This is a genomic window from Janthinobacterium sp. LPB2021202312-11-4 (assembly GCF_037049705.1).
Taxonomy (GTDB): domain Bacteria; phylum Pseudomonadota; class Gammaproteobacteria; order Pseudomonadales; family Pseudomonadaceae; genus Aquipseudomonas.
In genome coordinates this window covers 151,177-163,840 of the sequence record NZ_JBAGKV010000003.1, presented here as the reverse complement: position 1 = coordinate 163,840, position 12,664 = coordinate 151,177, and the positions used below count along the sequence as shown (strand labels likewise).

General features: G+C 62.3%; 15 protein-coding genes. All 15 read right to left on the bottom strand.

Translation table 11 applies throughout. The features are described from left to right. Positions 1–344 precede the first annotated feature (344 nt). Positions 345–1,202, bottom strand: a complete 858-nt coding sequence (locus V5E99_RS04750; protein ID WP_499801344.1) for a CsgG/HfaB family protein — start codon at positions 1,200–1,202, stop codon at positions 345–347. A 31-nt stretch (positions 1,203–1,233) separates the two neighbouring features. Next, positions 1,234–1,653 (bottom strand): curli assembly protein CsgF, encoded by a 420-nt coding sequence (locus tag V5E99_RS04745; RefSeq protein ID WP_499801342.1) that lies wholly within the window; start codon positions 1,651–1,653, stop codon positions 1,234–1,236. Beyond that, complete coding sequence (gene csgE, locus V5E99_RS04740) at positions 1,650–2,039, bottom strand: curli production assembly/transport protein CsgE (RefSeq protein WP_499801340.1); 390 nt, start codon at positions 2,037–2,039, stop codon at positions 1,650–1,652. The genes V5E99_RS04745 and csgE overlap by 4 nt, the downstream gene beginning before the upstream one ends. Then, positions 2,036–2,575 carry a type II secretion system protein gene (locus tag V5E99_RS04735; protein WP_499801339.1) on the bottom strand — a complete coding sequence of 180 codons (540 nt, stop codon included), beginning with the start codon at positions 2,573–2,575 and terminating at the stop codon, positions 2,036–2,038. The genes csgE and V5E99_RS04735 overlap by 4 nt, the downstream gene beginning before the upstream one ends. Continuing rightward, positions 2,550–2,924, bottom strand: coding sequence for a type II secretion system protein (locus tag V5E99_RS04730; RefSeq protein ID WP_499801337.1), 375 nt, complete (start codon positions 2,922–2,924; stop codon positions 2,550–2,552). The genes V5E99_RS04735 and V5E99_RS04730 overlap by 26 nt, the downstream gene beginning before the upstream one ends. Positions 2,925–2,928: 4 nt before the next feature. Continuing rightward, positions 2,929–3,402, bottom strand: coding sequence for a type II secretion system protein (locus V5E99_RS04725; RefSeq protein WP_499801335.1), 474 nt, complete (start codon positions 3,400–3,402; stop codon positions 2,929–2,931). A gap of 2 nt (positions 3,403–3,404) precedes the next feature. Next, positions 3,405–5,237 carry a secretin GspD/PilQ domain-containing protein gene (locus V5E99_RS04720; RefSeq protein WP_499801333.1) on the bottom strand — a complete coding sequence of 611 codons (1,833 nt, stop codon included), beginning with the start codon at positions 5,235–5,237 and terminating at the stop codon, positions 3,405–3,407. Then, the gene (locus V5E99_RS04715; RefSeq protein ID WP_499801331.1) at positions 5,234–5,740 is read right to left on the bottom strand and encodes a hypothetical protein; all 507 of its coding nucleotides are present in this window, start codon (positions 5,738–5,740) and stop codon (positions 5,234–5,236) included. Before V5E99_RS04715 ends, V5E99_RS04720 begins: the two co-directional genes overlap by 4 nt. Beyond that, complete coding sequence (locus V5E99_RS04710; RefSeq protein ID WP_499801329.1) at positions 5,740–6,288, bottom strand: GspMb/PilO family protein; 549 nt, start codon at positions 6,286–6,288, stop codon at positions 5,740–5,742. Before V5E99_RS04710 ends, V5E99_RS04715 begins: the two co-directional genes overlap by 1 nt. Then, the gene (locus V5E99_RS04705; protein ID WP_499801328.1) at positions 6,275–6,820 is read right to left on the bottom strand and encodes a PilN domain-containing protein; all 546 of its coding nucleotides are present in this window, start codon (positions 6,818–6,820) and stop codon (positions 6,275–6,277) included. Before V5E99_RS04705 ends, V5E99_RS04710 begins: the two co-directional genes overlap by 14 nt. 1 nt (position 6,821) lies before the next feature. After that, a complete protein-coding gene (locus tag V5E99_RS04700) occupies positions 6,822–7,625 on the bottom strand; it encodes a hypothetical protein (protein ID WP_499801326.1) in 804 nt (267 codons plus the stop codon). Continuing rightward, positions 7,606–9,312 (bottom strand): GspE/PulE family protein, encoded by a 1,707-nt coding sequence (locus tag V5E99_RS04695; RefSeq protein ID WP_499801324.1) that lies wholly within the window; start codon positions 9,310–9,312, stop codon positions 7,606–7,608. The genes V5E99_RS04700 and V5E99_RS04695 overlap by 20 nt, the downstream gene beginning before the upstream one ends. Positions 9,313–9,396: 84 nt before the next feature. Then, positions 9,397–9,927: a response regulator gene (locus V5E99_RS04690; protein ID WP_499801323.1), complete on the bottom strand. Its 531-nt coding sequence runs from the start codon at positions 9,925–9,927 to the stop codon at positions 9,397–9,399. Between the two features lie 222 nt (positions 9,928–10,149). Continuing rightward, positions 10,150–11,097: a peptidylprolyl isomerase gene (locus V5E99_RS04685; protein WP_499801321.1), complete on the bottom strand. Its 948-nt coding sequence runs from the start codon at positions 11,095–11,097 to the stop codon at positions 10,150–10,152. A gap of 15 nt (positions 11,098–11,112) precedes the next feature. Next, positions 11,113–12,660, bottom strand: coding sequence for a cytochrome c/ABC transporter substrate-binding protein (locus V5E99_RS04680; RefSeq protein WP_499801319.1), 1,548 nt, complete (start codon positions 12,658–12,660; stop codon positions 11,113–11,115). Between the last annotated feature and the right edge of the window lie 4 nt (positions 12,661–12,664).

Below are 12,664 nucleotides of genomic sequence, written 5' to 3'. Positions count from 1 at the left end.
AGCTCGCCTGCAGTTCTTGATCTTGCTCTACCCGCCCCTTCGGGAGGCTGAGTGGAGGTGTTCATCTGGGGGGCAGGCGCGCAGCGCCGTGCGACGAAGTCGCACACATCGAGAGGAGGTCGAAGCGAAGCCGACCGGAGGCGATGCCCCCAGATGAATACCGGAACGAAGGAACGCCGAGCCTAAGCGAGGGGCCGGACGCTCGGGGCGAGACCTTTTGGTTCCTTTTGGGGCGTTTGCCAAAAGGGACTCGCTGTAAGAGCGAAACCATAAGCCGCCGTTACCGCAGCAACGGATATGTACCCAACCACCCAGAACCAGGCCGGCCCGAAGGCCGCCTCGGCTCACTCACTCTCAGGATCAACCTTGTTCTGAGTCAGGTAGCGATCCAGCGTCGCATTACTGTCAGGCGAATTATCCCCCGCCACCTGCCACAAATGCCGTTCAATCCCCTGGGCCAACAGATGCCCCACCGCCGCCTCAATCGCCGACAACACACACAACTGCGCCGGCTCATTCGTCGTATACCCAACCTCAGCCTCAAGCAACTTCTTGAACTCAATAAACTTGAACACCCCGGCACTACGCCCCACCGAATAAATCGTCTTACTGGTCATCACATTCGCCAACACCTGCCCACTGCGCACATCCACCGCCCGAAGATTCACCGACACCTGATCCACCCGATACTCCCGGGAAATATCAATCCCCAGGTACCGCGCCCCTTCCCCACCACTGCGCACGTTCGTGTCATACGCAATAATCCCGCCCTCCAGCATCAGATTCGCCGCTTGCAACGGCGGCAACTCACCCTGGATATTCACCGGCGTATTCGGCTTTTTCTGCGAGGCGCGAATGATCTTGCGTTCAGTCAGCAGGTTCTGCAGCCCTTCCCGTTCCAGCACCACAAACCAGCCGCTGGCCTGCAACGCGTCCATCAGCATGCTGGCCGCACCCTGGGTCACGCTGGTGGAAAACGAACTGGCCGGGGTCGGTTTGTATTGCCCGGTCTGGTCGCGAAAACCATACACCACCGCCATCAACCGGCCCTTGGGTCGTGGCATGTTCAGCAGGTCGTAATAGGTCGAGGCCCTGGGTGTCAGGGTCGGTGACTCGCTGTCCTGCTCGGCCGGCATCGTGTCGCGCAAACTGCAACCCTGTAATGCCGCCAACATCAGCCCTAGCACAATTATTTTTTTCATGTCCTTTGCTCCCCAGCGGCCTGAATACCCGTCAAGGGTTGAGGCCATTCACCTTGATTTCCGAAACTTCACCGCTCGCTCGGTCGGTCACTTCAATGCTCAGTGCCCCGGAGTCGTCGATGACGTTGACGATAAAACTGTCGGTGGACAGGCTCCCGGTGTTGCCCGTGGAGATGTTGTCCAGCAACTGCCCCAGCAGCCGCGATTGCAGCTGACTGGTGAAGCGTTCAAGGGCCGAGGTCCCGGCCACTGCGGTGCGGCTTTTCAGGTCGGGGTCGTCGAAATCGTTTTGCGCCTGGGCGTTGTTGAGCAGCCAGGTGCCGTTCAACGGGTTGCCGCCAAACGACGGATTGACCGGCGTGTAGACCAGTTCGGTGGCGTGGACCAGGCCACAACTGCCCAGGCCGAGCAGCCAGACGACGGTGCGCTGTGAGAACGTTTTGTTGTTCATAGTTCGTCCTTCTCCAGGTCGGTGGTGTCCTGCAATAACGTCTCCAGCTTGCGCTGGACGATCTGTACCCGGACCCAGTCGGCGGCGTCGTACGCCTCGTCCTTGAGCTCCACGGTATTCGGCGGCAGGAAGCGCCGGTAAACCAGGCGTTGCTGATATTCCACGGTCACCAGGCTGCCCCAGCGCGCCGAAGGTCGTTCGCGTACCACCAGGTTGAAATCCATCGGACTGGTGGCCCGCAGGCGTTCACTGAACGAGTAATAAAAGTCATGGCCAATGTGGGAAATCGTGTCGTCGACGATGAACCCGAGCATTTCGTCCTCTTCGGCGGCCGGGGCCAAAGGGCTCATCAAAATCAGCAGCAACGCCAGGCCATATCTGTTCATGGCGCCAGCGCCTGCGGGGTGGCCGACTGGGCTTTCGGCGGGCCGGAAGTGCCATCCAGAAAGGCCTTCTCGGCGACGAACTGCCAGTCCTTGTAGCTGGCCATGCCGACGAAGTCCGACCATTGGCTGGGGAAATCGGTTTGTTTGAGCGGGGTGTCGGTGGATGGGCTGTAAAGGCCAGTGATGCGCCCGTCGAAGCCGCGCATCAGCGTCCATTCGCCGCCGCCGATCGGGTCCGGGTAGAGCTGGCGCAGATGATGCCTGGGAGTCGGAAAACGCTCGTCCTGCAACAGGTCTTCGAGGTCTTTGGGGTACTGCGCCAACCCCGGCGAACTGCGGTAATAGCTGCGCAGGGCCTGGGCGTATTGAGTCCCGACCCACAGCAACTGACGTTCGCGATCCCGGCGCGAGGCGGTGGACCACAACTCCCCGGCACTGGCCAGGCCCATGCCCATCAGCACAATCAGGAACAGCACGCCCAGATAGGTGAAACCACCCTCGCTGGAAGGCCTACCACTCGGAATAAAGGCTGCCATCACGCGCCCTCCCGGTGGCACCGCTTTTGATATCGGCCACCGCGCCCGGCACGCCGTCCGGCGGCGCGACCAGCACCCAGAGGTCTTTGCGTTCGGCAATCGGGTCCATCGGCGGGTTACGCAGGTAACGCTGCTCCACCAATTGGTCGATGGAGTCGGGATAGCGCCCGGTGTCGCCGTAGTAGTGATCAAGCGCCTCGCGCATGGCCGACAAACTCTGGCGCAAGGTGGTCTCCTTCGACACCTCCAGGCTGGTGAAGTAGCGTGGCAAGGCGATGGTCATCAGGGTGGCGATGATGGCCATGACCACCATCAGTTCCAGCAGGGTAAAACCCTTTTCCCGGCGCATAGGTTCACCACTCGCGGTAGGCAATGCCATTGAGACCCTTGCCCCGGGCCTTGGAGTAGACGTCAAACACGTCTTCGCCTTCCCGTGGGTTTTGAGCAGTACTGTCGTAGGAGCGCAGGCCCCAGCCCCCTTCATCGTTACGCTTGACCGTCATCAACGGGTCATGGGGCACCCGGCGCAAAAAGTAGAACTTGGCACCCTTGGCGCTGCGCACATCACGCACGCCATCCACCAGCACTTGCAGGTTCGGCGGGTAGCCGCTGCTGTTCAGCGACTTCTCGATGTAACCGGCATCGAAGGCACGCTTGTAGGCGTCGATGGCGTCGCGGATCTGGTACAGCGCCGCGCGCATGTCCTGCTCCTTGCCCCGGCGCACCACGGTTTCGGTCAGGGGCGCGGCCATGCCGGCCAGCAGGCCGACCAGGGCCAGCGTCACCACGACTTCAATCAAGGTAAAACCGCGTTGGGAGGCGTTCATGATCAAGGCTTCTCGACGACAACGTGGGCGGACGAAGCGACGGGGGTGGTCATGACTTCGGTGTGAATCGCCGTGTCCACGCCACGCTCAGGCGCCTGGATGTGCATGCTGGTTTCGGTGCCGGTCTGGAACTCCATGTCCGACGGGCTCTGGTACGGCAGGTTGCGCACGATCCGTGGGGTGATCGACAGCACCAGTTCCGACTTGCCGACGGTGTCCTTGTTGCTGCCGAACAAGCGGCCCAGGCCAGGAATGTCGCCAAGGCCCGGGATCTTGTTGCCAGTGGCGCCGTGGTCGTTACGCACCAAACCCGCGAGGATCTGCGTTTCACCATCATGCAGGCGCAGGGTGGTCTGGGCGTTACGGGTATCGACCTGCACCGGGATCGTGCCCTGGCGGGTCGGCTCCAGCGGCGTGGCGTTACTCACTTCCAGGGCAATCTTGATCGCCACTTCGTTGTTCAAATGCACGATCGGCTGCACTTCCAGCTTCAGACCGACATCCAGGTAAGTGACGCTTTCAGTGATCACCGGGCCTTGAGTCGAAGGCACCGAGGTGGCACTGATGATCGGCACCCGCTGACCAATGTGAATGCGTGCCTGTTCGCGGTTGCTGACGCGGATCACCGGGCTGGCCAGGGTGTTGATGTCGTTGTCCTGGGCATTGATCTTGGCTTGGGGCGACGGCGAGATGGAGATCCGGCTGGAGTTGATGCCTTTGAGTTGATCCAGAATCGTCACCCCCGAACCGTCGCTGTTGACCACGCCGAAGGTGCTCGGCCATTGCAGGCCCAGGTCAAGAATGCGCTGGGTGGCGACTTCCATCACTTCCACTTCCAGCACCACTTCAGGGTCGGACTGATCCTGGGATTGCAGGAGTTTTTCGGCCATGCGCACCGCGTCTTCGGTGTCGCGCATGGTCAGGGTGTTGAGGCGCTCATCGACGAACACGTCGCGAGTCTTGAGCATGGTCTTGATCATGTTCAGCGCGGTGTTGGCATCGACGCTGGTCAGGTAGAAGGTGCGCATCACCAGTTCCTGGTAATCCTTGAGCTTCTGCGGCGAATCCGGGTAGATCAGCAAGGTGTTTTCGTTCACCACTTTTTGGTGCAACTGATTTTGTTGCAGCAGCAGTTCCACGGCGTCTTCGATGCGCACGTCACGCACGAAGATCGTGGCTTTCATGTCCGGGCGCAGGTCTTTGTCGAAGATGAAATTCAGCCCGGCCACCTGGGACAGCACTTCGAAAATGGTTTTCAGGTTGGCGTCGCGAAATTCCAGGGTCACCGGCCGGTCAAGGCGCGTGCGCAGTTGTGGATACGGCACCACGTTGCGGCTCTGGACCAGGCGAATGTTGCCTTGCAGCTCCAGGGCACCTTCGTTTTTAGGGTCGAGTTCGAGTATTTGTTTGACCTGGCGGTCGGCGCCGTAGATGTCGCCACGGCGCAGGTCGCCCCGGGCCAGTTCGAGTTTGTCGTCCTGGCTGCGCAGGTAGTCGAGTTGCTTCAGGGAATCCTGGGCGCGACGGTTGCTCGGCTCGATGCTCAGCACCCGACCGTAGGCCAGCCGCGCCGCTGGAAAGTCCCGGCGAGCGCGGTCGGTGTCGCCCGCCGTCAGCAGCGAGGTCACCGCTTTGGCCCGCCCGGTGTTCAGCAGCAGGTGCAATTGGGTGTCCCGAGGGTTTTCCCGCAGGCCTTCCTGGATACGCGCCAACCCGGCCTCGTACTGGCCTTGTTCGATCAGGTCGGACGCTTCTTTGTTGGCGACTTGCGCCGTACTGCACGCGGCCAGGGCTGTGCTCAGGCACAGGCTCATCAGCAAACGGGATCTGTTCATTGCGTGCTCCCCACAGACAAAGTCTGGGCCAAATGCAGAGGCAGGTAGACCAGGCTCAATTCCACATCGGAAATGCCCTCGATCCGCCAGGTGTCGTCGATCACATCCCCTTTGCGTACGACGTATATTTTTTCGCCGCTCTGCAAAAACACTTGCAGGTCGGAACGGTCAGCGAGCTTGCCAACGAACTGGAAAGGCATCGCCGGTGCAGTGGGGGCTTGCACCACCGGGTTCAGGTTGACGGGTTGTTCGGTGACGCTGGCCAGGGTCGGCGCCGGTTTCCAGCTACGGCTGGCGAACAGGTCGCCGGACGGGCTCAAATCCTTGATCGGCGCGGCTTTCACACTGGCTGCGACGACAGTGGTTTTACTTTTTGCCGGGGTGGCCACCGCCGCCACGCTGACCTCGCCGTCCTCCGGTTGCCGCAAGTAATCGGGCAACCAGGCCAGTGCCGCTGCCACGCCGAAGAACGCCACCCAACCCACTACGCGTTTGGTATTCATCATGACCTCGACAGGTAAAGGGTCATGCGAATCCGCCCGGTCAGGTCGGTGTCGGCAATCTTCTTGCGCTGGAACTCAACATCCTCCACCACCACCGCCGGCAACTGACCGAGCAAGGCGTGCAGGAAGCGCCGTAGTTGCGGGTAGCTGCCACGCACCGGCAGCAGAATCTGATAACGGGCCAGATGGGTCTTGGGGTCGATGCCCAGGGAGTATTCGCCCCGGGCCAGGGTGATGTGCTCCTGGCTGGCCAAGGCGTAGATTTTGTCGATGGCCACGGTGGCTTGAGGCTGCGAAGGCAGTTTGCTGCGGAAGTCGTCGAGTTGACGTTGCGGCACCACCGGTGGCGCGATGCTGCCGTCCTCGACCTTGGCCAGGTACTCGCCGGCTTCGCGGGTTTGCTGGCTGAGGGTTTGCAGCGATTGCCAGTCCGGAATCAGCCCGGCCAGGGCATACATCAGCGCCAGCGCCACAATCGCGATTCCGGCCAGGCCGGGGATGCCCAGGCCTTGCAGGTATTCGTGCACGATCAATCTAGGGATTCGCATCGCCAATCTCCCATGTCGCCGACAGGTTGAATTGCACCGGGTGTTCCGGCACGTTGGCGACGATTTCGTGGCTCAGCAGGGACACGTCGGACAGCTCGTCGCTGGCTTCCAGACGCTGGTGAAACTCAAGCATGGCTTCCAGATCCCGCGCCTCGGCGCTGATTCGTACCTGGCCTTTACGTGCATCCGGGGTCAGGGCCAACAAGGCGATATCGTCCCGGGGCATGGCTTCGAGCATGGCGAACAAGCGCTCCCATGGCCGGCGCAGTTGCTGCGAGACCTTGCGCATTTCAGCGAGGTTTTGCGCCTGCTCGCGGGTCTCGGCCGGGGTCAGGCCAACCTTGGTGCCGCTGTCGCCGGTGAGTTCCCGTTGCGCGTGCTGCAAGTGGCCTTGTTGTTGCGAGGATTGTTCGTCGAGGTGCTGCTGGGCGAAGACGCACGCCAGGGTCAGCACCACGCCAGCGGCCAGCAGGCTCCAGCCCAAGGGGCCCGAGCGCCGGCGCGGTTGAAAGTCCAGGGTCAGGGCGCGCATGTCAGGCCACCGCCCGGGACATCACGTACAGGCAATCCCGTACCGATGTCCGGTCCTCTTCGAGGGTTCTCAAGTGCACGCCAGGGACATCGGGATGCGAGTCGATGCGCGCCGGGGCATGCAGGTAGACATTCAATGGCCGTTCGCTGCTGGAGGCTTGCAACTGGCCTTCGCGACCGATCAGCGCGGTGAGCGCCGCGTCGCTGTCGCTGCTGCCCACCGAGCGCACCGAGGTCCAGCGCCCTTCCCGGGCCAGCAGCAACACACTGCGTACCGGTTCGGCGACCACAAACAGGAAGTCCCCGGCATCGAAGCTTTTATCGAAGTGATTGAACGCCGCCATCAAGTACGGCTGCACAGAGCGCAGGCGCAAACCGCGACCGCCGACCAGGCTGCGCAGGCGTTCCAGCAAGTCTTGCGGCAGCGCGGCGGCGATCCGGTCATAACCGGCCGGTTCCGCCGACAGCACCAGGCTCCAGGGCTGGGTCGGCGCGCCGTAGAGGTCTTCGAAGCACAGGTGAGCGAAGCCGAGCAATTCGTCGGGGCTGCTGATCTGTTCACTCCAGGGCACCAGGCAAAACCGGCTGAAATGCCCGGAAATCACCACGTTCAATTCGGCACCGGCATGGGCATGTTCGCCGAGCAGACGGTCGAGGGTTTCCAGCGCCACGGCCCAGGCGTGAAAGCCTTCGTCGATGAACCCGACGCTGCCCAGCCAGAGGGTGTCGCTGCCCTGGCGCTGACCGAGGCCGACACCACTGGCGCCGAGCACGGCGACATAACGATCACGAGACAAAAGTGACACGATTGATCTCCTCGAGCGTGGTCCGCCCTGCTTGCACCAGTTCCAGCGCCGACTCGCGCAACAGGCGCAAGCCACGTTTGCAGGCGTGGGCCTTGATTTTCGAAATCGGTTGGCGCTCGACAATCATCTGCCGCAGCTCATCGTCCAGGTGCAGCAACTCGGCAATCGCCGTGCGCCCGCGATAACCGGTGCCCCGGCAATGGCCGCAGCCTTTGCCGTGGACGAAGTGGTAACCGCCGACCTGTTGCGGGTCGAGGCCGGACAGTTGCAGTTCTTCTTCACTCGGGTGATGGGGGGCGCTGCAACTGGCGCACACCAGCCGGATCAGCCGCTGGGCCAGCACCGCGTTGAGCGCCGAGACCAGGCTGTAGGGGTCGATTTCCATTTGGGTGAAACGGCCGATCACGTCGAAGACGTTGTTGGCGTGAATGGTGGTGAACACCAGGTGACCGGTGAGCGCCGATTGCACGGCGATCTGCGCAGTGTCGGGGTCACGGATTTCACCGACCATGATTTTGTCCGGGTCATGGCGCAGGATCGAGCGCAAGCCCCGGGCAAAGGTCAGGCCTTTCTTTTCATTCACAGGAATTTGCAGGACGCCCGGCAATTGGTATTCCACCGGGTCTTCGATGGTGATGATCTTGTCCACGCCGTGGTTGATCTCGGTGATCATCGCGTAGAGCGTGGTGGTCTTGCCGCTGCCGGTGGGGCCGGTCACCAGCACCATGCCGTAGGGTTCGGCGGCCAGGCGCCGCAGTTGCTTGAGGGTTTCTTCTTCAAAGCCCAGGGCTTGCAATTGCACGCCGCTGACTTTGTCCGCCAAGTCCTGTTTGTCCAGCACCCGCAGCACCGCGTCTTCGCCAAAAATGCTCGGCATGATCGACACCCGGAAGTCGATCTGCCGACCGCTGATGCCGATTTTGAAGCGCCCGTCCTGGGGCACACGTTTTTCGCCGATGTCCAGTTCGGCCATGACCTTGACCCGGGAAATCACTTGCTCGGCGAACTCGTTGCCCTGGATTTTGCTGATGTTGTTCAGCACGCCGTCGATCCGGTACTTGATCACCAGGCCGCTGCCGGTGGTGCCCAAATGAATGTCGCTGGCGTGCATTTTCAGCGCGTCGTACAGGGTCGAGTTGACCAGTTTGACCACCACGCTGGCGTCTTCGCTGATGCTGGTCAGGGACAGGCTTTGCAGGTTGTCGATCTCGACGCCGGCATCGGCCTGGGCGTTGAGCGATTCCACGGCGTGGAAGCTTTCTTCGTGGCGCGCCAGGTAGGCTTTCAGGTCGTCGGCATGCACCAGATACAGCGGCGCGCCGTGCAGGCAATCGTCGATCCAGGCCAGGCGTGCGGTGTCGAACGGGTCGGCGAATACGCCAATGACCGCATCGTCGTGGCGCAGCAGGATGAATTCGCGTTTGAGGCATTGGGCCAGGGTGACCCGGTCGAACACCGGGGTGGCCTGAAACAGCGTGTCGGTGTCGAGCACCGGGTAATGCAGGGTGGCGCCGAGGCACTGGATAAACGGCATGGGGGCCAGTTCGCACAACACCCCGAGGGCGTCCAGTACCCGTTCGCCGGAACTGGCGGCCCGGGACCGTGCATGGGCCAATTGCTCACTGGAAAAGCGTGAAGGTACACAGTCCAACAGCGCCGGTTCTACGGCTAGGGATAGACGTTCCATGGCTTGCTCTCCAACGCCCGGGGCTTAGCGCCCTGTCGGCGCGGCAGGCCATTGCGGCGGGAGCCGGAACGTCGTGTCGCGCCACTACTCCCCGGTGAGCAATTGTTCGTCGTCCGGCGCCAGCGAGGCCGATGTTCGTCGGCGATCCGCCAGCACCCAGCTACCGTCGTACAACTGCAGCGGGAAACTCTCGGTCCTGCTCTGGCGTCGTTCGACAAACCCTTCGGAAGTGCTCACGCCTGCTTTGGCTTCGCGCTCCATCCCCAGAAGGTCGCAGACTGCACGGGCCAATTCCGCCAACGGAAACGGTTTGAACAGGATATGGCTGACCCCCAGTTGCCGGGCCCGCTCACAAACTTCAGCGGTTGGGTGCCCGGTAATCAGCACAAAATGGCAATTCCTGTTCTGGCGGACGGCATCGAGCACCTCAAAGCCTTCCATATCCGGCAAGCGGTAATCGAACACCATCACATCGGGTGCAAAACGTTCGGCTTCACCGATTGCCTTGGCACCATCGTGAGCAATCCGGACGTCCAGCGCTTGCGCCTGAAGGTAATCCTTGAGGTTTTCGGCAAGCAGTTGTTCGTCTTCGACAACCAGTACTTTGTTTAACAAGGTCGACTCCTTGAAACCGCAGATCCGAGTACCGAGCCTGGCGGAGTGCGAGCCTTAAATGGACTAACGCACACTTCATGCCAGGCTGAGCGCCGGTATTTTTATCCCTTCATGTCCTTGAATTTGAAGACAATGCCATGTCGTCCAGAACCCCCTCCCCCCAAAGGCGGGGAAGCGCACGGATTGGCATTGAAGCTTTTCCCCACTATTGGGGGGGAACGTTCAATCATCGTCAATCCGCTCGATTCGATTGCTGGATCGAAGTCGCGCCAAAACGTCTCGACGAGCCTGGACCTTTTGTTGCCGGGCAAGGTACACCCGGACTGTTTCAAGCCCCTGCTCCTGTGAGACATCGGTCGCCTCCTGGTGGTTCTGTAAATAAATCAAGTGCCAGCCAACCGGTGTACGTACCGGCTCACTGACCTGGCCCGGTTTCAGGGCGAACGCCGCCGCTTCGAACGCGGGCATCATGCGCCCCCGTGGAAAGTAGCCCAAGTCGCCGCCCTCGCTGGCGGATGCATCTTCGGAATGGGCCTTGGCCACGCTGGCGAAGTCGGCCCCCTGGACAATTTGCACACGTACCTGCTCTAAGCGTAGACGTGCGGCCTCAACCGTGACGGCATCGGCACCCTGGGGCACTTTGATCAGGATATGCCGCGCCTGGACTTCCTCGGGGCGGCTCATCTGGGCGCGGTGTTCTTCGAAGAACGCCCTCACCTGTTGTTCACTCGGCTCCGCCACTTGGGTCAGCTCGGCGAACACCTGCTGGGCCGCCAGTTCACGCCGGGTGTACTCGGTGAAACTGGCCTCGTCGAAACCGGCGTCTTGCAGCTTGCGGGCAAACACCTCGGCGCCGCCGATGGCCTGGCGCGTCTGCTCGACTTGATGTTGCACCGTGGCGTCGCTGATCTGCACCCCGCGTTTGAGCGCTTCCTGCCACAACAACTCCTTGTCGATCAACGCCTCAAGGGCCGCCTGACGCAGTTGCTTATAGGCCTTGGGATTGCGAATGCTGGCCACCGCCCGGCCCTGGTCTTCCAGGTACTCGGCGAAGTAACGCTCCAGGCGAAACGCGGAAATCTCCTCGCCATTGACCCGCGCCGCAGCCGGGCCGTTATTGCTGAAAGCCACGGGCACCCAAAGCATCAGCAGCAACAATAGCGTCTTCATGATCGAAGCCTCCGGTCAGGGTGTGGCAGCAATAGGTTTATAGGGCGCGACCAGATAAAAACGCTGGTCGGGCAGGTCCACGGTGACGATGTGCGCGCCGCTCAGGCCCAGACGCCGGCCGGGGCCGAAGCTGATCAGCGGGGTCAGCCCGGTGTCGAAGTCGTGCAGGCCTTCGAGGGCGCTGATCAACTTCTCGCGGCTGGCGTCGCGACCGGCCTGCTTCATGCCTTCGCTGAGCAGCAGCATCGAACTGAACGCGCCCACTTGCAGCACCGCGTGCTGGCCGCCGAGGCCTTGATGCTCGCGCAGCAAGGTCAGGGCCGTGCGCCCGGAGGGGGTCCAGTCGCTGGGCACGAACGGATAAGCGAGGAACACCCGCCGGGAAAACCCACTGGGCACCTGCAGCAAATCCCCCGCCACCTGGTTCGAGGCGGCGAACAGGTAAGGCACCTGCCCCGCCGTTTGCAAACGCTCGGCCAAACGGCTGAAACCAGTGCTGCTGCCCAGGTAAAACACCGAACGCGAACCCAGCGGCAACTCATCCTGGGCCGAGTCGTAGGGTTGCAAACGCACCTGTTGCCAGCCGTGGTCCTGCAAATACTGGCTGAGGTTTTGCGCCGCCAGGCGTTGCCCGGGGTCGTCCGGGTAAGCGATCAGCGTCGGCCCCTGCAACACCCGCAAACTGTGGGTGGCGTAGTCGGCCAGGGCGATCATTTGCTCGCGCAGACCGGGCAACGGTTCGAAAATCTGCCGACTGCCCTGGGCCGAGCCTTGCAACGACAGCGGCCCGATCAGCGGCACCCCGGCACGCTCCAGGCGCGCGGCCAGTTCGCCTTCCAGCGCCGGAACCAGTGGCGCGATCAGGGCGAACACTTGCTCCTGATCGATCAGGCGTTCGAGGGCCTGTTCGGCGCTGGCGCGGTCCGGGCCGGGATCGAGGATGGTCAGGCGCAGGTAGCGGCCATGAATACCGCCGCTCTCGTTGATCCGCGCCACGCTGCCCTTGAGCACCGCCGCCACGGTCGCGCCCTCCTCGCTCAACGGTCCCTGGCTCGGCAACAAGGTGCCCAGGTGTAGACTGTCGGCGGCCAGGCCGGGGTCGCGATCCTCGGCCAGGCGCTTGAGGTAGGCGCCAAGGTCCCGTTGATCCTTCATCGACAGCACAAACCGTGGCATCGCCGGGTCGAGCCGATTGTTGCCGGGGTCGCGACCCTCCTGGATCGCCCGCGCCAGCGTGCCGTCGGTGTAGGCCGGGTAATCGCGACCATTGACCTGCTGTTGCCCATAGGTGCTGCTGAGCCGCGACCAGTTCAGGTCCGGCGGCCGCACCCCGCCTTCCGCGCGCCCCTGACCGTCGGCGCCATGGCAGTTGGCGCACGGCAGGCTGCTGGCGGGCAGCAGAATGTCCGCCGCGCCGACCCGCGCCATGACCGGCTCGCCGCTGCCCGACAGCCCCTCGCGGTACAGGCGTTTACCGGCCGTTTCGCTGGGGTTCAGCGACAACGCGCTGGCGCTCAGGCTAAGGCTAAGGCTGGCGAGCAGGATCAACAGGGCAATGTTCATGACC

What these genes read in the sequence shown, in the direction of transcription:
- csgE (WP_499801340.1), bottom strand. Translation starts at nt 2,039, where the DNA reads ATGAACAGATATGGCCTGGCGTTGCTGCTGATTTTGATGAGCCCTTTG.
- V5E99_RS04685 (WP_499801321.1), bottom strand. Translation starts at nt 11,097, where the DNA reads ATGAAGACGCTATTGTTGCTGCTGATGCTTTGGGTGCCCGTGGCTTTC.
- V5E99_RS04680 (WP_499801319.1), bottom strand. Translation starts at nt 12,660, where the DNA reads ATGAACATTGCCCTGTTGATCCTGCTCGCCAGCCTTAGCCTTAGCCTG.
- V5E99_RS04730 (WP_499801337.1), bottom strand. Translation starts at nt 2,924, where the DNA reads ATGCGCCGGGAAAAGGGTTTTACCCTGCTGGAACTGATGGTGGTCATG.
- V5E99_RS04735 (WP_499801339.1), bottom strand. Translation starts at nt 2,575, where the DNA reads ATGGCAGCCTTTATTCCGAGTGGTAGGCCTTCCAGCGAGGGTGGTTTC.
- V5E99_RS04720 (WP_499801333.1), bottom strand. Translation starts at nt 5,237, where the DNA reads ATGAACAGATCCCGTTTGCTGATGAGCCTGTGCCTGAGCACAGCCCTG.
- V5E99_RS04750 (WP_499801344.1), bottom strand. Translation starts at nt 1,202, where the DNA reads ATGAAAAAAATAATTGTGCTAGGGCTGATGTTGGCGGCATTACAGGGT.
- V5E99_RS04705 (WP_499801328.1), bottom strand. Translation starts at nt 6,820, where the DNA reads ATGCGCGCCCTGACCCTGGACTTTCAACCGCGCCGGCGCTCGGGCCCC.
- V5E99_RS04715 (WP_499801331.1), bottom strand. Translation starts at nt 5,740, where the DNA reads ATGAATACCAAACGCGTAGTGGGTTGGGTGGCGTTCTTCGGCGTGGCA.
- V5E99_RS04710 (WP_499801329.1), bottom strand. Translation starts at nt 6,288, where the DNA reads ATGCGAATCCCTAGATTGATCGTGCACGAATACCTGCAAGGCCTGGGC.
- V5E99_RS04695 (WP_499801324.1), bottom strand. Translation starts at nt 9,312, where the DNA reads ATGGAACGTCTATCCCTAGCCGTAGAACCGGCGCTGTTGGACTGTGTA.
- V5E99_RS04745 (WP_499801342.1), bottom strand. Translation starts at nt 1,653, where the DNA reads ATGAACAACAAAACGTTCTCACAGCGCACCGTCGTCTGGCTGCTCGGC.
- V5E99_RS04725 (WP_499801335.1), bottom strand. Translation starts at nt 3,402, where the DNA reads ATGAACGCCTCCCAACGCGGTTTTACCTTGATTGAAGTCGTGGTGACG.